A 17,221-nucleotide genomic window follows, 5' to 3' on the forward strand; every position below is an offset into this window, starting at 1 on the left:
TTATTCCCTCGCCAGTGCGACCACGGGGTCGAGTCTTGCCGCGTTGCGTGCTGGCAGATAACCAAACAGGATCCCGATGAGTGACGAGCAGCCAAACGCCATCAGGATAGAGAAGAGCGAGAACTGCATCTTGATGCTGTCGACCAGCTGGGAGAAGAGCATGCCGATCCCAAGGGAGAGGCCAACCCCGCAAATCCCGCCGAGCAGACTTACCATCACTGCTTCTATCAGGAATTGCTGCAATATGTCGGACTGACGGGCACCGACCGCCATGCGGATGCCGATCTCGCGGGTTCGCTCCACCACCGACACCAGCATGATGTTCATTACCCCGACGCCGCCGACGATCAGCGAGATCAGCGCGATGGCCGAGACCATCAGGGTCATGGTGGCGGTCGTTTTCTCCACTGACTTGATGATGCTGTCGCTGCTGAAGGTGAAGAAGTCCTTCACGCCGTGGCGTTTGGTCAACAGCTCGATTACCGCCTGCTCCGCCAGTGCCGGCTGTATGCCATCCTTGACCCGGATGGTGAGCTGGCTGAAGTGATGCTGCGAAATCAGGCGGCTCATCACCGCACTGTAGGGGAGCCAGACATTGACCGACTGGCTGGAGGGGCCAAAACCTGTCTCCTGCGAGACAACCCCGATGATGCGCACCGGCAGCGTGCCGACCATCACCACTTTGCCAACGGGATCATCCTTGCCAAGCAGGCTGCCAATGCTCTTCTTGTCCACCACGGCGACGGCAGCACGCTGCTGGATATCTTGCCATTCGAGCAGGCGTCCGCTCACCAGCGTCATTCCTTTCACCTTGAAGTAGTCATTGCTCACTCCGGTCACGCTGCCACTGCTGGTCTTGTTGCGGTAACGCAGCTGGCCCGGGCTGGCAATCTCGGGACTGGCGCCGGCCAGATAGGGCTGCCCCAGCAGGGCATCGAGATCCCCCTTGTTGAGGGTCTGGATGCTCGCCATCTTCTCATCACCCCACCCTTTGCCCGGGAATATCTCGATAGTGTTGGTGCCCATCGCATTGATCTGGTCGATCACCTTGGTTCTCGCTCCTTGCCCCAGCGCCACTACGCTCACCACGGCGGCGATACCGATGATGATGCCGAGCATAGTGAGGAAGGTGCGCATCCGGTGGGCCAGCATGGCGTGAACTGCCATTCGCCCCGCCTCCCGATAGCGATCCCAGTCGTAGCTGGCCCCTCCGCCAGCGGCTGGCGGCACGTTGAGGACAGGTTGGTTGGCAGCGACCTTGCGTCCGCTATCTTCCTGCACCCGACCATCTTTGAGAGTGATGATCCGGTCGGCGTGGCTGGCCACCTCCATGTCGTGGGTCACCAGAATGATGGTGTGCCCCTGCTGATGGAGCTCTTTGAGGATAGCCATCACCTCCTTGCCGCTCTGGCTGTCCAGCGCGCCGGTTGGTTCGTCCGCCAGGATCACCTCGCCACCATTGGCCAGTGCCCGGGCAATACTGACCCGTTGCTGCTGGCCGCCGGAGAGTTGTCCCGGCGTATGGTGACTGCGCTCGGCGAGCCCGAGGCGACCGAGCAGCTGACGTGCCCGTGCTTGTCGGTCATGGCGACCGGTACCGGCATAGATGGCCGGGATCTCGACGTTGGCGGCCGCATCGAGATGGGGCAGCAGGTGATAGCGCTGGAAGATAAAGCCGAAGTGGTGGCAGCGCAGGCGGGCGAGCGCCAGCGCATCGAGCGTCGCGGTATCCTCTCCCCGGAACAGATACTGGCCACCGCTGGGGCGATCGAGGCAGCCCAGCAGGTTCATCAGGGTCGATTTGCCGGAGCCGGAGGCGCCAACGATGGCGATCATCTCCCCAGCTTCGATAACGAGATCGAGGGGATGGAGGACGGTCACCTCTTGTTCGCCGCTCTGGTAGCGACGCTCGATCCCTTTTAGCTGGATCAGGGGCTCACTCATAGCATGACCGCCACATCATCCTGAGCGGCAGGTGCGCCGTGATTGAGCTGCACCTGCTCTTTTTCGTCCAGACCGCTCACGACTTCGATCCGGATTTCATCTTTCATGCCGGTCTTGATATGGCGGGTTTCGGTCGTCTCATCGTCCTTGATCACGGTGACTTCATACTCGTTGTCTCCCAGCGACTTGCCGAGGGCGGTTTGCGGCACAGTGAGTACCTGCTTGCGTTCGCCGAGCACTATGGTCACCTGGGCTGTCATGGCGACCCGCAGGGTATGGTCGGGGTTGGGCACATCGAACAGGGCGTAGTAGTAGACGGCTGCATTGCTGGTGGTGGTACCGGTTGCAGCCTGATCGTTGATGTTGGTAGGCGCTAACTCCACGGCGCGCAATTGCCCCTGATAGCGGGTGTCCGGATCGCCAATCAGGGTGAAATAGACCGGCATCCCCGCCTTCACCTTGGTGACATCCGCTTCGGAGATCTGTGCCTTGACCGTCATGGTATCGAGGTCGGCCAGCTTGAGCACGGTTGGTACCGTCTGGCTCGCAGCCAGTGTCTGGCCCTGGCGGGTGACAATGGTAATTACGGTGCCATCCATCGGCGCCAGGATCTTGGTGTAGCCGAGCTCGGTTTTGGCCCGCTCCACCTTGATGATGGCGTTGTCGATGTTGGCCTGGCTGCTTTGCAGATCAGCTCGGGTGACGGCCAGCTGCGCTTCGGCGCTCTCCAGATCGGCGCGCGAACTCGCCTCCTGCTTGAACATCTGTGACTGGCGCTGCCATGCCAGCTGATACTGCTTGAGCTGAGCCTGCTTGATCTTGAGCTGGGCGCGGTTGCTTGCCAGCTCGGCCTCGGCGGTTTTCAGGTTGTTCTGAGCGATGAGCGGATCAATCTCCGCCAGCAAATCCCCCTTCTTGACCCGATCGCCTGCCTCGACCGCCAGCTTGGTGACCTGGCCGGAAACCTGAGCGCCTACATCAACCTGTTCAACGGCTTGCAGCACGCCGCTGGCCAGCACGGTCTGGGCAATATCTTCCCGGGTAACCGGCGCTTTGAGGATCGCTTTGGGAGGGTCGCTTGGCCATACCAGCCAGCCGATCAGTGCCAGCCCGAGCAGAGTGAAGATCGCCCGGGTTCTCAGCTTGGAGCTTATTTTCATTGAACACCTGAATGAAATCAGAACACGAAAGGGTTATAGGGCGACAATCGTGCAGCAAAGCCATGGCAAATAACAGCCGAAAATATGTAAGCAAAGTTATGGTGTTACCTGTCAATTGGGTGGCAAGTCGCGACTCGAGCGGTGGTGAAATAAAAAAGCCCCGCACAGAGGCGGGGCTTTTGCTGAGGCTTGGTGATAGGCGTGCTTAAGCCTTGGCCAGCAACTCCATCACCCAAGGCAGACCCTGCTTCTTGCGGCTGACAAAGCCCAGGTGGTAGCTGGACTCTGCCGGTACTTTGGCATGGCGGGTAAAGTAGATGCGGCTGGCGGCGGCGGTCAGGTCGGTCACCATCAGGACGAAGAAGTCGAGCCCTTCGGCTTCAACACGGTGTGCCATCTCTTGCTGCAGAGTGTCGATCTGGTCGGCAAGCTGTTGTTCGCTGCCCACTTCAATCTGGCTCATGATGAAGTTCAGACCTTCGGCTTGGAATGCTTTCTCATCCTGCTGCAGCAACTGCGCAGGAGTGAGACCGCTCAGATCGGTTTTTGCCATCAGCAGCTGTTGACCAAACTCGGCCAGCGACACCTCGGCCAGCGGCGCAAGACGCTCGCAGGCGATCTTGTCCTGCTCGGTGGTGGTTGGCGAGGTGAGACAGAGGGTGTCGCTCATGATGGCACCCAGCATCAGACGAGCCTGGCTGCGGGTCACGGCACCTTGTTGGCTCAGCAGATCAAAAGCGATGGTGCAGGTGCAGCCGACGGCCCGGATCCAGGCATCCAGCGGAGACTGGGTGATCAGGGAGCCGAGACGGTGGTGATCCACCAGTCCCAGTACATTGGCCTGGGAGAGGGTGGCTGGGCCCTGCTCCAGATCACTGAAGTCGACCAGCCAGACATCTTTATCGGTCAGATCCTGAGTCAGCAGCTCGGGCTCGGCAACACCAGCCTGCTCCAGAATGAAGCGGGTCTCGGTACGCAGATCGCCGAGGCGCCATGGGGTGGCCTGACGGCCTTGTGCATTGAGCCAGTCAGCGATCACCAGAGCGCTGCAGATACTGTCACTGTCGGGATTCTTGTGGCCAAAAACGTGGATCATAGACAAAGCCTCACAATTGGATACCCATAAAGGGGGCAACACTATGCGAAATCCCCCTCGTCAAGGCAACCCGATCCCGGCAGATGTTGCTGCCTGCTTGGCCAAATCCACCATTTTATTGATCTGGGTCGGTGATCTCACCGCTCTGACAAATGGCTGGGGGGGCATTTGCCCTACTGACTCAGGATGCTTTTCCAGAGCCAGAGCCTGCCGGTGGTTATGTTGCCATCAGGCTGGCCAGGGAATTAATGGTGCAGCAGCTCGCGGGCATTGGCCAGGGTAATGTCGGTGATCTGATCGCCCCCCAGCAGGCGGGCCAGCTCGTTGAGCCGGGCGCTCTGATCGAGCGCATCCATCCGGGTTTCGGTAGTCTTGCCGTCGGTGTGCTTGCTCACCACCATGTGCTGGTGGCCATTGCCCGCTACCTGCGGCAAGTGAGTGACCACCATCACTTGAGTCGACTCGCCAAGCTGACGTAGCAGGCGACCCACCACGGCGGCGGTCGGGCCGCTGATCCCCACATCCACTTCATCGAAAATCAGGGTCGGAGTGGAGACCTTGCGAGCGCTGATCACCACGATGGCAAGGCTGATACGCGACAGTTCACCGCCCGAAGCCACCTTGCCAAGCGGTTGGATGGGCTGACCCGGGTTGGTGGTGACCATAAATTCGACCCGATCTATACCCAGCGGAGAGAGGCTGCTCTGGGCGTCGGGGCGCACCTCGATGGCAAAGCGACCATCGGGCATCGCCAGTTCGTGCATGCTGCTGGTCACCTTGGCACCCAACTCCTGGGCGTAACGCTGGCGGCTCAGGCTCAGGGCCTCGGCGGCCTGAACAAACGCCTGACGGGCCTCGGCCAGCTCGTCTTCCATGCCCTCTAGCCGTTCCTCGTCTGAGTTGAGGCGGGCGAGATCAGAGGCCAGCTCCTGATGGTACTGGGCCAGCTCTGCCGGTTTGACATGGTGCTTGCGGGCTAGATTGATCGCCTTTGAGAGGCGGGCCTCCAGCTCGTTGAAACGTTCGGGATCCAGCTCCAGTCGATCGAGGTAGCTGCGCAGTTCGCTGTGGCTCTCCTGCACCCCGATTAGGGCTTCGTTCAGCATCTCCAGCACCGGAGTGAGGCGGCTGTCCATGCTGACCAGCCCCTCGGCCCGATCAACGACGGTCTGCAGCAGACCGGCAATGGTGGTCTCTTCGTTGTCATAGAGCAGATCGAGGCAGAAGCCGCACTCCTGCATCAGTTCGGTGCCGTTGGCGAGACGCTGGTGCTCCTCTTCTATCTCTTCAAACTCGCCCGGCTGCAGGGCAAATTCGTCCAGCTCCTGCACCTGATACTCGATAAGCTGGCGACGGGCCTCCCGCTGTTGCTGCTCGGCCTTGAGCCGGTTAAGTTCGTTTTGCAGCTGGCGCCACTGCTGATAGTGCTGGCGTACCTCGTCGAGCAGCAGATGGTGGCCGGCGTAGCCGTCGAGCAGGGCGAGCTGGTAATCGGGTTTGAGCAGCATCTGGTGGGCATGCTGACCGTGTACGTTGACCAGCAGCTGGCCCAGATTCTTGAGCTGGGTGAGGGGGACGGGCACGCCGTTGATATAGCTGCGCGAACGCCCCTCGGCAGAGATGACTCGCCGCACGATGCACTCCCCCTCGTTCTCCAGCTCGTTGGTGGCGAGCCAGGCGCGGGCGGCCGGGTTGTTGTCGAGCAGGAAGCGGGCGCTGACCTCGCTTTTGTCGCTATCGGGGCGCACCATGCTGGCTTCGGCCCGCTCTCCGAGGCAGAGACCTAGGGCGTCGATGGCGATGGATTTACCGGCACCGGTCTCACCAGTGATGCAGGTCATCCCCGGTTGCAGATCGAGTTCGAGAAACTTGACGATGGCGAAGTTGTTGACGGTCAGCTGGGTCAGCATGGTCTCATCCTGTATAGGCCAACATTACTGTGTATGCATCCAGTATATACTGGTCTTATATACAGTAAAGAGGACTCCGTCATTTTTAACGAATGCAGGCCACCAGATTGGTGGCCTGCGGGAGTGCAGAGGGGCAAGTCAGTGAAAAGCTGACAGCAGATCCGGATGGGCCGCAATCACCTCATCCAGAGCCTGTTCCAGCTTGCTGCCGCTGGTGATGAGCGGGTTTAGCACCAGCGCGCGCCAGGCTGTATGGCGGTTGCCGTTGATGGCTGCCTCGATGGTGAGTTGTTCGAACTCCTTCATTAATTGCAGCAGGCGCAGGGTATCTTGCGGAAAAGGCGCCACGTTGAGCGGCAGCGGGCCCGACTTGGTGATGAGGGAGCTAACTTCCACGGCACATTCGTCCGGCAGGCCGTTGATGGCACCATTGTTGCGGGTGTTGACGTGCATGATGATGCGCTTGTCGTTGTGGATGGCACTCATCAGTTCGCAAGCCGCTTCCGAATAATATTGGCCACCGCGCCCCTCCAGTGCCTTGGGTTTCTCGGCGAGATCCGGGTTGCGATAGAGATCGAACAGCTGCTGTTCGATGGCCTTGACCACTTCGCCCCGAGTTCCTTCGCCACTGGCCTCACCGAGTTCCTGCTTGAGAATATCGTCGCTCATGTAGTAGTAACGCAGATAGGCACAAGGGATCATGCCCAGATTGGTCAGCAGATCCTTGGGCCAGGCAAAGGGGGGAATATTGCGCGGAACCAGCGGATCCTTTCCTTGCGCGAGTCGGGCAATCACCTCGCCGAGTTTATCCTCGCCTTGATGCTGGATCTGGCGTACGAAGATAAAGTGGTTGAGTCCGGCCACCTGCATGATGAACTCCTGTTCATCGTGGCTCTCCAGCAGGGTGGCGACCCCTTTTTGCATAATCACCGGTACATTGCACAAGCCCACGGCCTTGATCTTGCTGTGGCGCAAGACGGCTTCGGTCACCATGCCTGACGGATTGGTGAAGTTGAGCAACCAGGCATCGGGGCAGAGGCGCTCCATGTCGGCGGCGATCTGCAAGGCGATGGGGATGGTCCGGCACGCGTTGGCAAAGCCGCCAAGTCCGTTGGTCTCTTGCCCAATCAGGCCATATTTCAACGAGATCCGCTCATCGCTGATGCGGGCTTCCAGACAACCGGCGCGAAACTGGGAGCAGACGTAGTCGGCACCGCGCAGCGCTTCTTCCCGATCCAGCCTTGTTTCAACCCGTACCTCCAGTCCGGCTTTGGCCAGCATGCGGCGGGTGAGGGCAGCGATGATTTCCATCTTTTCGCGGCCATCGTCGATATCGACCAGCCAGAGTTCGCGCAGCGGCAGCTCGTGCTGGCGCTGGATTAATCCTTCGATCAGCTCCGGTGTGTAGCTGGAGCCGGCACCGATGACCACAATCTTGAGTCCGTTTTTCATAGTCCACCTCATTTACACGGATAGGAGTGGCCCTATTAAAGGGGGGGCGAGGCGGCCAGACAAACGAAAAAAGGGGTAGTATGAATTAGTCAATTTAATGCATGAGAGACCGTGGCATACTGATGCCCTGCACCGCAACGCGCGTCATCATGAGGTTTCCATGCTGGTTCAACAGAACACTCTTGCCCTGCTGCACACCTTCGAGAGCACGGCCCGTCACCTCAGCTTCACCCGCGCTGCCGAGGAGATGAATCTTACCCAGGGGGCCATCAGTCACCGTATTCGCCATCTGGAGGGGTTATTGGGGTTTCGCCTCTTTATTCGCCTGACCCGTAAGCTCGCATTGACGGAAGAGGGGGCACGACTGCTGGCGACCCTGAGCCACTCCTTGCGTCAGATCAATGAGGAGATTGAAGATATCCGTGCTCAGGATCTGCGCGGCACACTCCATGTGGGGGTTGCGCCGACGCTGGGGCTCAACTGGCTGATGCCCAGATTACCGCGCTTCCAGCAGCGCTGGCCCGGGTTGAATGTGATGATGCGGGTTCGTGCCGGGGCGGTGGATTTCAACGAGGAGCGGGTAGATCTGGCCATCTACTACGGTGCCACCCGCTGCAGTGATCTGCACCGTGAGCTGTTGATGGAGGAGCGCCTGGTGCCTGTCTGCTCCCCCGCCTATGCCGAGCGGCTGGGGTTGCTGAGAGAGCCGGCCCGGTTGGTGGAGGCCTGTTTTATCCATGCCTCTGAATCGACCGATGTGCAGCAACTCTTCTCGGAGTGGAGGCTCTGGTGTGATGGCGCTGGCATGACACTGCCCCATGAACAGCGCCACTATGGTTTCAATCACTATCAGATGGCTCTGCAGGCGGCACAAGGGGGGATGGGGGTCGCGATGGGACGGGAGGTGCTGGTTCGCAGCTTGCTGGTACAGGGCTCGCTGGTGGCAGTTGGTGGCCCGGCGGTGGCGGCCGGGCGTAACTACGAGTTGATCTCGCCGCGGGAGAACCGCGAGCGGCCGCGTTTTCGCGCCTTCAGCGACTGGCTTCGCAGCGAGGTGGCACTCAGTCAGAGCACTGCTGCGCAGCCTGATCCGGCAGCTTAAAACAGCTTGCTGCCCCAGCCGAGCTTGTTGCGCAGCACGTGGAAGTAGCTGTAGTCGAGCGGGTGAACCAGATGAAGCTGGTGGTGGCTCTTCTTGATGAGGATCTCGTCCCCCGGGTGGACCGCCAGGGTCACCTGACCGTCACAACTCACCTGCATGGCATCGTCCTGATTATCCGGCGAGACCAGCAGCCGCACTTCGCTGTCGGCATCGAGTACAATGGGGCGACTGCTCAGGGTATGCGGGAACATGGGCACCAGCGTGATGGCGTTGAGCTTGGGGGTGAGGATGGCCCCACCTGCCGACAGGGAGTAGGCAGTTGAGCCGGTCGGTGTGGCGACAATGATGCCGTCCGAGCGCTGGCTATACATAAAGCTGCCATCGATATAGACCTCGAACTCGATCATGTGAGCGATCTTGCCCGGGTGCAGTACCGCCTCATTGACCGCCAGATTGCTCGACTTGCGCTCGCCGTGGCGATAGACCGAGGCTTCCAGCAGGAAGCGGTGTTCGCTCTTGTAGTGACCGGAGAGCACCTGCTCCAGCGGCAGCAGATAATCCTGCGGCGAGAGATCGGTCAGAAAGCCAAGGTTGCCCCGGTTGACCCCGATCACCGCCACATCGAAACGCGACAGCACCCGCGCCGCCCCCAGCATGTTGCCGTCACCGCCGACCACGATGGCCAGATCAGCCTGTTGGCCGAGCTGAACCAGATCCATGACGTTTTCATCGAGGATGCTCAGGGTCTGGGCAACCCGGCTCTCCACCAGTACCCGGAAACCGCGTGAGGTCAGGTATTGGTGAAGGCCGGTCAGCGTCTGGTTGGCCCCCTCGTGGTGAGGTTTGCCAATCAGGGCGATGGTTTTGAACGGAGAATCCATAGTCTGTCGGGTCTGGGTGAGTATTGGGGGCAGTATACAGCGGTTTGTCACGCTTGTGACGTCCTCCCGCGCGCTTCCCTCGCTGAGGGGGGAGGGCTATCTCCTTGACGCAGCTGATTAAAAGCTGAGCTGGATTGCCAGAGATGCAGCAAGGAAAGTGCCAATAGTCCTGTTTGAGTGACCCGGATTGGCCTTTTTCCCCTTGAAAGACAGGGATCCATCCCCATAATAGCGCCAACATAGTCGGTCTGATGTCACTGGTCGCTCAGCCAGACGTCAAGGCCCTCGTAAGTAACCCCGGAATCTGGAGATGTCATGAACCACGAAGAGCAAAAGGTTGAAGCGATGGAGCAAGTGGAAGCCCAGCCAGTCGAGCCGACCGATGTAGACAGTGAAGTGACAGCCGAGCAGGCCCGTATCGCCGAACTGGAAGGGCAGCTGGAGACCGCCATCCAGAAGGCGGCGGAAGAGCGCGAACGCGCCCTGCGTACCGCTGCCGAAATGGAGAATCTGCGTCGTCGTACCGAGCTGGACGTGGAGAAGGCGCACAAGTTCGCCCTGGAGAAGTTCGCCGCCGAGCTGCTGCCGGTGCTGGACAACCTGGAGCGCGCCATCGAGCTCGCCGACAAGGAGAACGATGCCCTCAAGCCGATGGTGGAAGGTGTCGAGCTGACCCTCAAATCCATGCAGAGCGGTGTGGCCAAGTTCGGTCTGGTTGCGCTGGATCCGACCAACCAGCCGTTTGATCCGAATGCCCATCAGGCGATGAGCATGGTGCCGAGTGCCGATGTGGCGCCGAACACCGTGATCGCCGTAATGCAGAAAGGCTATGAGCTGAACGGTCGCGTGATCCGTCCGGCCATGGTCATGGTATCCAAGGCCGCCGACTGAGTCGGCGCTTGATGCCCAGGCCCGCCGCTTGGCGGGCTTTTTGTTTATCTGTCTGGTCTGTCATGGACTGATCACGACAAAAGGTGGGGTTTTTGCGGGGCAGGGCTTGAAGTGGCCGCTTGCGACCCCATATAGGATGCAAGGCCACGGCGGCACAAAAAATTTGATGCCGGGAGCTTGAAAGCCAGATTGGCAGGCCCCACCTAGCCGTTAACGCATTAAGGCGAGTTCCTCGCCAGTTTATTCAAAGTATTTGGAGATTTCTCAAATGGGTAAAATCATCGGTATTGACCTGGGTACTACCAACTCCTGCGTTGCCATTCTGGACGGCGACACTGCTCGCGTGATCGAGAACGCAGAAGGCGATCGTACTACTCCGTCCATCATTGCCTATGCCGATGATGGCGAGATCCTGGTTGGTCAGCCGGCCAAGCGTCAGGCCATCACCAACCCGAAAAACACCCTGTTCGCCATCAAGCGTCTGATCGGCCGTCGTTTTGAAGATGACGAAGTACAGCGTGACCTGAAGATCATGCCGTACGCCATCGCCAAGGCCGACAACGGTGACGCCTGGGTTGAGGTGAAGGGCAAGAAAATGGCACCGCCGCAGATCTCTGCCGAAGTGCTGAAAAAGATGAAAAAGACCGCCGAAGACTACCTGGGCGAGCCGGTAACCGAAGCAGTTATCACTGTTCCGGCCTACTTCAACGACGCCCAGCGTCAGGCCACCAAGGATGCCGGTCGCATCGCCGGTCTGGATGTTAAGCGCATCATCAACGAACCGACTGCAGCTGCTTTCGCTTACGGCGTAAACAAGGTCAAGGGCGAGCGCAAGGTTGCCGTGTATGACCTGGGTGGCGGTACTTTCGATATCTCCATCATCGAGATCGACGAAGTCGAAGGCGAAACCACCTTCGAAGTACTGGCGACCAACGGTAACACCCACCTGGGTGGTGAAGACTTCGACAACCGCGTCATCAACTACCTGGTTGACGAGTTCAAGCGTGAGCAGGGCATCGACCTGCGCAACGACCAGCTGGCTCTGCAGCGTCTGAAAGATGCCGCCGAGAAAGCCAAGATCGAGCTCTCTTCTGCCCAGCAGACCGACGTCAACCTGCCGTACATCACTGCCGATGCCACCGGTCCGAAGCACATGAACATCAAGGTGACCCGCGCCAAGCTGGAATCCCTGGTAGAAGACATGGTGAAAGACTCTCTGGAGCCGGTTCGTGTCGCCCTGAAAGACTCCGGTCTGGCAGTTGGCGAGATCGACGACGTGATCCTGGTTGGTGGTCAGACCCGTATGCCGCTGGTTCAGAAGACCGTTGCCGAGTTCTTTGGCAAAGAGCCGCGTAAAGACGTCAACCCGGACGAAGCCGTGGCCATGGGTGCTGCCATTCAGGGTGCCGTACTGTCCGGTGACAAGACCGACGTACTGCTGCTGGACGTTACCCCGCTCTCTCTGGGTATCGAAACCATGGGCAGCGTGATGACTGCGCTGATCGAGAAGAACACCACCATCCCGACCAAGAAGTCCCAGGTGTTCTCCACTGCCGAAGACAACCAGTCTGCCGTGACCATTCACGTGCTGCAGGGTGAGCGCAAGCGCGCCAGCGACAACAAGTCTCTGGGCCAGTTCAACCTGGAAGGCATCCGTCCGGCACCGCGCGGTCTGCCGCAGATCGAAGTGACCTTCGACATCGATGCCAACGGTATCCTGCACGTCTCTGCGAAAGACAAAGAGACCAACAAAGAGCAGAAGATCACCATCCAGGCCTCTTCTGGTCTGTCTGATGACGAGATCGAGCGCATGGTACGCGAAGCCGAAGCCAACGCGGCCGAGGACAAGAAGTTCGAAGAGCTGGTGCATGCCCGCAACCAGGCTGATGGTCTGGTCCACTCCGTACGCAAGCAGATCACCGAAGCCGGTGAAGCCCTGCCTGCCGACGACAAGACCAAGATCGAAGCCGCTCTGAGCGAGCTGGAAACCGCCATCAAGGGTGACGACAAGGCTGCCATCGAAGCCAAACAGCAGGCTCTGCTGGAAGCGTCCCAGAAGCTGATGGAGATTGCCCAGCAGCAGGCTCAGGCACAAGGTGCCGCCGGTGCTGACGCCGGTCAGTCCTCCTCTTCTGCCAAGGCTGACGACGACGTAGTCGACGCCGAGTTCGAAGAAGTGAAAGACGACAAGAAGTAAGCCCGACCCAGATGGGCGAAGCAGGCTTCGCCCATCGGTTTAGTTTATGAATTCACGGGCGTTGGGTGACCAACGCCCGTCTGCGTAACCACAGGATGAGTATGTCGAAGCGCGATTTCTACGAGGTGCTGGGGGTATCGAAAGATGCCGACGAGCGCGAGATCAAGAAGGCGTACAAGCGTCTGGCCATGAAGTATCACCCTGACCGCAATCAGGGCGATGCCGGTGCCGAAGAGAAGTTCAAAGAGGTCAAGGAAGCCTACGAAATCCTGACCGATGCCAACCTGCGCGCCCGTTATGACCAGTACGGTCATGCCGGTGTCGACCCGAGCCAGGGTGGCGGTGGCCACGGTGGTTTCGGCGGTGGTGCCGACTTTGGCGACATCTTTGGCGATGTGTTCGGTGACATCTTCGGTGGCAGCCGTGGCGGTGGCCGTCGTGGCCCGGCCCGTGGTTCCGACCTGCGCTACACCATGGAGCTGACGCTGGAAGAGGCGGTACGCGGGGTCTCCAAGGAGATCAAGGTGCCAACTCTGGTTCACTGTGAAGTCTGTAACGGCTCCGGTGCCCATACCGGCAGCAGCGCCCAGACTTGCCCGACCTGCCACGGCTCCGGTCAGGTGCAGATGCGTCAGGGCTTCTTCGCGGTGCAGCAGGCGTGCCCGCACTGTCACGGTCGCGGCAAGATCATCAAGGATCCGTGCCGCAAGTGCCACGGTGAAGGTCGCTACCAGCGTACCAAGACCCTGTCGGTCAAGATCCCGGCAGGTGTCGATACCGGCGATCGCATCCGTCTCTCCGGTGAAGGGGAAGCGGGCGAAGCGGGGGCTCCGGCAGGGGATCTCTACGTACAGGTGCACGTCAAAGAGCACGAGATCTTCGTGCGTGACGGCAACAACCTCTACTGCGAAGTGCCCATCAGCTTCACCGCAGCCGCCCTCGGTGGCGAGATCGAAGTGCCGACCCTGGATGGCCGGGTCAAGCTCAAGGTCACTCCGGAGACCCAGACCGGCAAGATGTTCCGCATGCGTGGCAAGGGCGTGAAGTCCGTGCGCTCCGGTCAGGTGGGGGATCTGATGTGCAAGGTAGTGATCGAGACCCCGGTCAACCTCACCGAGCAGCAGAAAGAGCTGCTGCGCCAGCTGGATGAGTCGTTCAGCGGTGCCGCTGCCAAGACCCACAAGCCGAAATCGGAAGGCTTCTTCGAAGGGGTGAAACGCTTCTTCGACGATCTGACCAGCTGATTTCAGCCACCCGAATCAACAGAGCCGGCCTTGTGCCGGCTCTTTTTTTGGCCTTTTTCGGTCAATCCGTGGTGCTGGCGCGCCAGAAGACCTGTTTGATATGCGGGTGAATACCCAGTTTGCCCATCAGGGCATCGAGCTCGTCGCCATCGATAGAGGTGGCGAGCAGCACCGCCGAGATCTCCAGATCCCGTTCGCCAAAGGGCTCGATATCGAGCTCGCTCAGGGGGTAGTTGGCCTGCTCCAGCATCTCTTCGAGCCAGTGCAGCACCTCTTTCTGGTGCTCGCGCGGAGTGAGCGCCGTCACCTTGTAGGTCACCTCGGTGTCGAGATTGTCCACCGGACGCCGGTTGATCTGATTGACCAGCGGCCGCAGCAGGGTATTGGCGGCGAGCACGAACAGGGCGCCCAGAATCGCCTCGATGGCGAGCCCGGCACCACAGGCGGCACCGACGGCGGCCACCCCCCACAGGGTGGCGGCGGTGTTGATGCCGCGGATATTGCCCGACTCGCGCATGATGACACCGGCGCCGAGAAAGCCGATACCGGAGACGATATAAGCCACTACGTGGACCACGCTGTAGCTGCCGCCATGGAGGTCATAGATACGCTGGGCCAGATTGACAAACAGCGCGGCACCCACGGCGACCAGCACGTTGGTACGCAGGCCGGCGGTACGCTGGCGGTACTGACGCTCCAGCCCGACCAGCGCCCCCAGCACGAAGGCCAGCAGCAGGCTGGCGAGGGTATCGATCAGGGAGATCAGATCAAGTTGTTGCCACATTTTCATGGCCTGTTCCTTCTTGGTTGCCGATGGCCTTCGGGATGAGCGGGCTGTCAGATGGTGCTGGCATAACCCGGGCAGATGAGTAGACGCGCGTGGTGAAGGCCATCACAAGGGGGATGAGCACGCACGTCAAATGGGCCTGCCTCTCCCGTTAGCACGGAGAAGCAGGCACTTTTTCACTCGGATTGAACGGGGCTGGCAAGCCCCGAGGTTAACGGGTTGGCTCAGTTGAGCTGGGGATTGCCATCACTGCGTGGCCGCAACTCCCAGCGCACCGGGTGTGCAACGCCCACCTGATGGACAAACTGCACCAGATAGCGGCGCTGGGGCGGTGTGCAGTGCACATTGAGCACCAGCTCCCGGCCCCCGCTGCGTCCCGGCCGCATCGACTGCATGGGCTGCAGGCCGGCAGGTTGCAGCGTGTGGTTCACCATCTCCAGCACCTGCTCCATATCGGCGCGATCCTCGCAGCGGATCTGCAGCCGGTAGTGGTGCTGGCGCTGTTTGCCGCGCAGCCAGAGTGGCAGCCAGCCACGGCCCAGCTTGCTCAGCAGGGGATGAGCCTGTGTTGCCATCATCGGGTTGGCAACGGACTTGGTTGATACGAAACGCATAGCAGCCTCCTTGTGGGAAGCAGAAACTATGCAGGCATGACGGCCACGGCTTTTGGCCAATGGTCGCCAGACGTCAAGTGTAAAAAGAGAAGAGGGGAGTGGATTTCCGCTTCTCGCAGGGCTGCGAGCATGCGGCAGAGAAAGACCTGCGGCTAGCTCGCGACCTTGGTACCGGCTGACAGGGCCGGTCTACAACTGTCACTTGATGAGTTGCCCACTGATGGTCTCCGCTATTGATAAGAGGCTCGAATGATAGCCGAGCTGACGCAGAGGGTAAACCCCGAGCCAGTGGCGGAAACATCCTGAAACAAATTTGAGCTCTCACTTCGCCGCGACCGCTTGACGGCCCTGCGAGGTTGGCAGGGCCGCCCTTTGCGGCTTACTCCGTCTTGTCGATGCCAAGGTATTTGAGCATCAGTTTTTCATAGATGGGCTCGGTATCGCCCACCTGCATTTTGTGCAGGAAGTATTTCTCGAAGGCGATCTTGGCCAGATGGACCCACTTCCCTTTCTTGAACCAGGCGACGTTGCGCGGCGGGATCTGCGGCATTGCGACGAAGGCGGCGCCGGTGTCCCCCATGTCCGCCAGACAGATGGCATTCCACACCGCCTTGGTCACCGGCGGCTGGCCACTGAGCTCCGCCTTGATGTTGTGGCTAAGGGTGCGAACCATCGCCTCAATCATGTAGCCAGTCTTGGGTACGCCGGTTGGCACCGGGGTTTTATGCTGGGGCGGGATGGCGATGCAGACCCCGGCGGCGTAAATCTGCGGGAAGGCGGGATTGCGCTGGTGTTCGTCGACGATGACAAAACCGCGGGGATTGACCAGCCCCTCGATGCCTCGCAGCGGCGCAATGCCGACAAAGGCGGGCAGCATCATGGCGTGTTTGTAGGGCAGAGTGTGGGTGCGCTTGATGTTGCCCTCATCGTCCAGCTCCTCCACCGTCATCTTGCCATCCTTTGCTGCCACGGTGCGGGCATTGCAGATCCACTGCACATCGCGCATCCGCAATTCGCTCTCCAGCATTCCCTTGGAGTCGCCTACGCCGTTCAGACCCAGATGGCCGATGTAGGGCTCGCTGGTGACAAAGGTCATGGGCACATTTTTTCTCACCTTTTTGTCGCGCAGGTGGCGATCGAGGATGAAGGCGTACTCGTAGGCCGGGCCAAAGCAGGAGGCCCCCGGCATGGCGCCGACAATCACCGGGCCGGGCTCATCGACCAGTGAGCTGACGCTGTGACGGCACTCTTCGGCGTGGGAGAGGGTGCAGACGCTGGCGGTGCCGCCCGATTCGGGGCCTGCCCCCGGTACTTCGTCAAAGGCGAGCGCCGGGCCGGTGCAGAGCACCAGAAAGTCGTAACTCAGGGTCTGGCCATCGGAGAGGGCAATCTGCTGTTCGCCAGGTTGCAATCCTGTCAAGGCCGCATGAATAAAGTGGATTCCCTTTTTCTTCACATGGGGTTCGATGGGGATCGAGGTCTCCTTGCGCTCCCGCCACTGGACGGCAATCCACGGATTGGATGGGGTGAATTCAAAGTCCGGCTTGTCGTTGATGAGGATCACCTCATGCTGCTTGCCCAGTTCGGCCTTGAGTTCGTAGGCGGCGGACATGCCCCCCAGACCCGCGCCTATGACGATTACCGTTGCCATGTTCAGCCTCCTGCGTTTATTACACGCTCATGTGAGCAGGGTCATCCGACCCGGTTATTTCAATCCCATCCTTTTGAGGATCATCGCTGCCGGGCAGAAACCGGTGAAGGCGCTCTGGATCAGGTTGACCCCGACAAAGGCGCTCAACCAGACAAAACCCGGATGAACCCAGGTGGTAAGGATCAAAGAGAGCAGCAACATGCAACCCGCGACGATTCTGACTCCGTTATCTACTGTCATAGCCTTTCTTTCTATCTATTTTAGATATTGCTAATTTAGTGTTGTTTTATAC

Annotated in this window: 14 protein-coding genes; 4 read left to right on the forward strand and 10 right to left on the reverse strand. The window is 59.8% G+C overall.

The window, feature by feature from the left end; all coding sequences use genetic code 11:
* The 5 genes from I6L40_RS09330 to I6L40_RS09350 form a co-directional block, all read right to left on the reverse strand.
* The gene (locus I6L40_RS09330; protein WP_216995329.1) at positions 1-1,944 is read right to left on the reverse strand and encodes a MacB family efflux pump subunit; all 1,944 of its coding nucleotides are present in this window, start codon (positions 1,942-1,944) and stop codon (positions 1-3) included.
* Positions 1,941-3,104 (reverse strand): macrolide transporter subunit MacA, encoded by a 1,164-nt coding sequence (gene macA, locus I6L40_RS09335; protein WP_216995330.1) that lies wholly within the window; start codon positions 3,102-3,104, stop codon positions 1,941-1,943. The genes I6L40_RS09330 and macA overlap by 4 nt, the downstream gene beginning before the upstream one ends.
* Positions 3,105-3,309: 205 nt before the next feature.
* Positions 3,310-4,200 carry a manganese-dependent inorganic pyrophosphatase gene (locus tag I6L40_RS09340; protein WP_216995331.1) on the reverse strand — a complete coding sequence of 297 codons (891 nt, stop codon included), beginning with the start codon at positions 4,198-4,200 and terminating at the stop codon, positions 3,310-3,312.
* Between the two features lie 245 nt (positions 4,201-4,445).
* Positions 4,446-6,110, reverse strand: coding sequence for a DNA repair protein RecN (gene recN / locus I6L40_RS09345; RefSeq protein WP_216995332.1), 1,665 nt, complete (start codon positions 6,108-6,110; stop codon positions 4,446-4,448).
* A gap of 138 nt (positions 6,111-6,248) precedes the next feature.
* Positions 6,249-7,562: a 6-phospho-beta-glucosidase gene (locus tag I6L40_RS09350; RefSeq protein WP_216995333.1), complete on the reverse strand. Its 1,314-nt coding sequence runs from the start codon at positions 7,560-7,562 to the stop codon at positions 6,249-6,251.
* Between the two features lie 160 nt (positions 7,563-7,722).
* On the opposite strand from I6L40_RS09350, the gene I6L40_RS09355 reads away from it, so the two are divergent.
* On the forward strand, positions 7,723-8,664 hold the full coding sequence (locus I6L40_RS09355; RefSeq protein WP_216995334.1) for a LysR substrate-binding domain-containing protein: 942 nt from the start codon (positions 7,723-7,725) through the stop codon (positions 8,662-8,664).
* Here I6L40_RS09355 and nadK read toward each other — a convergent pair.
* Positions 8,661-9,545, reverse strand: coding sequence for an NAD(+) kinase (gene nadK, locus I6L40_RS09360; RefSeq protein ID WP_041208339.1), 885 nt, complete (start codon positions 9,543-9,545; stop codon positions 8,661-8,663). The genes I6L40_RS09355 and nadK overlap by 4 nt on opposite strands.
* A gap of 315 nt (positions 9,546-9,860) precedes the next feature.
* Between nadK and grpE the strand changes: the two genes are divergently transcribed.
* The 3 genes from grpE (at position 9,861) to dnaJ (ending at position 13,877) form a co-directional block, all read left to right on the forward strand.
* Positions 9,861-10,436 carry a nucleotide exchange factor GrpE gene (gene grpE / locus I6L40_RS09365; RefSeq protein WP_216995335.1) on the forward strand — a complete coding sequence of 192 codons (576 nt, stop codon included), beginning with the start codon at positions 9,861-9,863 and terminating at the stop codon, positions 10,434-10,436.
* A gap of 268 nt (positions 10,437-10,704) precedes the next feature.
* A complete protein-coding gene (dnaK, locus tag I6L40_RS09370) occupies positions 10,705-12,633 on the forward strand; it encodes a molecular chaperone DnaK (protein WP_041208341.1) in 1,929 nt (642 codons plus the stop codon).
* A 101-nt stretch (positions 12,634-12,734) separates the two neighbouring features.
* On the forward strand, positions 12,735-13,877 hold the full coding sequence (gene dnaJ / locus I6L40_RS09375) for a molecular chaperone DnaJ (RefSeq protein WP_033113491.1): 1,143 nt from the start codon (positions 12,735-12,737) through the stop codon (positions 13,875-13,877).
* Between the two features lie 61 nt (positions 13,878-13,938).
* Here dnaJ and I6L40_RS09380 read toward each other — a convergent pair whose 3' ends face one another.
* From I6L40_RS09380 to I6L40_RS09395, 4 genes are all read right to left on the reverse strand, one after another.
* Positions 13,939-14,667 (reverse strand): MgtC/SapB family protein, encoded by a 729-nt coding sequence (locus tag I6L40_RS09380; RefSeq protein WP_033113492.1) that lies wholly within the window; start codon positions 14,665-14,667, stop codon positions 13,939-13,941.
* 221 nt (positions 14,668-14,888) lie between these two features.
* Positions 14,889-15,278 (reverse strand): hypothetical protein, encoded by a 390-nt coding sequence (locus I6L40_RS09385; protein ID WP_042032493.1) that lies wholly within the window; start codon positions 15,276-15,278, stop codon positions 14,889-14,891.
* Positions 15,279-15,657: 379 nt separating this feature from the next.
* A complete protein-coding gene (locus I6L40_RS09390) occupies positions 15,658-16,929 on the reverse strand; it encodes an NAD(P)/FAD-dependent oxidoreductase (RefSeq protein ID WP_216995336.1) in 1,272 nt (423 codons plus the stop codon).
* Positions 16,930-16,983: 54 nt separating this feature from the next.
* Positions 16,984-17,169, reverse strand: a complete 186-nt coding sequence (locus tag I6L40_RS09395) for a DUF2892 domain-containing protein (RefSeq protein WP_033136592.1) — start codon at positions 17,167-17,169, stop codon at positions 16,984-16,986.
* Between the last annotated feature and the right edge of the window lie 52 nt (positions 17,170-17,221).

It is taken from the genome of Aeromonas sp. FDAARGOS 1410 (assembly GCF_019048745.1).
In the GTDB taxonomy this organism is placed as follows: domain Bacteria; phylum Pseudomonadota; class Gammaproteobacteria; order Enterobacterales; family Aeromonadaceae; genus Aeromonas; species Aeromonas jandaei.

Excerpts from the sequence above, each read along its gene's own strand:
- I6L40_RS09330 (WP_216995329.1), bottom strand. The coding sequence starts at position 1,944 with ATGAGTGAGCCCCTGATCCAGCTAAAAGGGATCGAGCGTCGCTACCAG.
- macA (WP_216995330.1), bottom strand. The coding sequence starts at position 3,104 with ATGAAAATAAGCTCCAAGCTGAGAACCCGGGCGATCTTCACTCTGCTC.
- I6L40_RS09340 (WP_216995331.1), bottom strand. The coding sequence starts at position 4,200 with ATGATCCACGTTTTTGGCCACAAGAATCCCGACAGTGACAGTATCTGC.
- recN (WP_216995332.1), bottom strand. The coding sequence starts at position 6,110 with ATGCTGACCCAGCTGACCGTCAACAACTTCGCCATCGTCAAGTTTCTC.
- I6L40_RS09350 (WP_216995333.1), bottom strand. The coding sequence starts at position 7,562 with ATGAAAAACGGACTCAAGATTGTGGTCATCGGTGCCGGCTCCAGCTAC.
- I6L40_RS09355 (WP_216995334.1), top strand. The coding sequence starts at position 7,723 with ATGCTGGTTCAACAGAACACTCTTGCCCTGCTGCACACCTTCGAGAGC.
- nadK (WP_041208339.1), bottom strand. The coding sequence starts at position 9,545 with ATGGATTCTCCGTTCAAAACCATCGCCCTGATTGGCAAACCTCACCAC.
- grpE (WP_216995335.1), top strand. The coding sequence starts at position 9,861 with ATGAACCACGAAGAGCAAAAGGTTGAAGCGATGGAGCAAGTGGAAGCC.
- dnaK (WP_041208341.1), top strand. The coding sequence starts at position 10,705 with ATGGGTAAAATCATCGGTATTGACCTGGGTACTACCAACTCCTGCGTT.
- dnaJ (WP_033113491.1), top strand. The coding sequence starts at position 12,735 with ATGTCGAAGCGCGATTTCTACGAGGTGCTGGGGGTATCGAAAGATGCC.
- I6L40_RS09380 (WP_033113492.1), bottom strand. The coding sequence starts at position 14,667 with ATGAAAATGTGGCAACAACTTGATCTGATCTCCCTGATCGATACCCTC.
- I6L40_RS09385 (WP_042032493.1), bottom strand. The coding sequence starts at position 15,278 with ATGCGTTTCGTATCAACCAAGTCCGTTGCCAACCCGATGATGGCAACA.
- I6L40_RS09390 (WP_216995336.1), bottom strand. The coding sequence starts at position 16,929 with ATGGCAACGGTAATCGTCATAGGCGCGGGTCTGGGGGGCATGTCCGCC.
- I6L40_RS09395 (WP_033136592.1), bottom strand. The coding sequence starts at position 17,169 with ATGACAGTAGATAACGGAGTCAGAATCGTCGCGGGTTGCATGTTGCTG.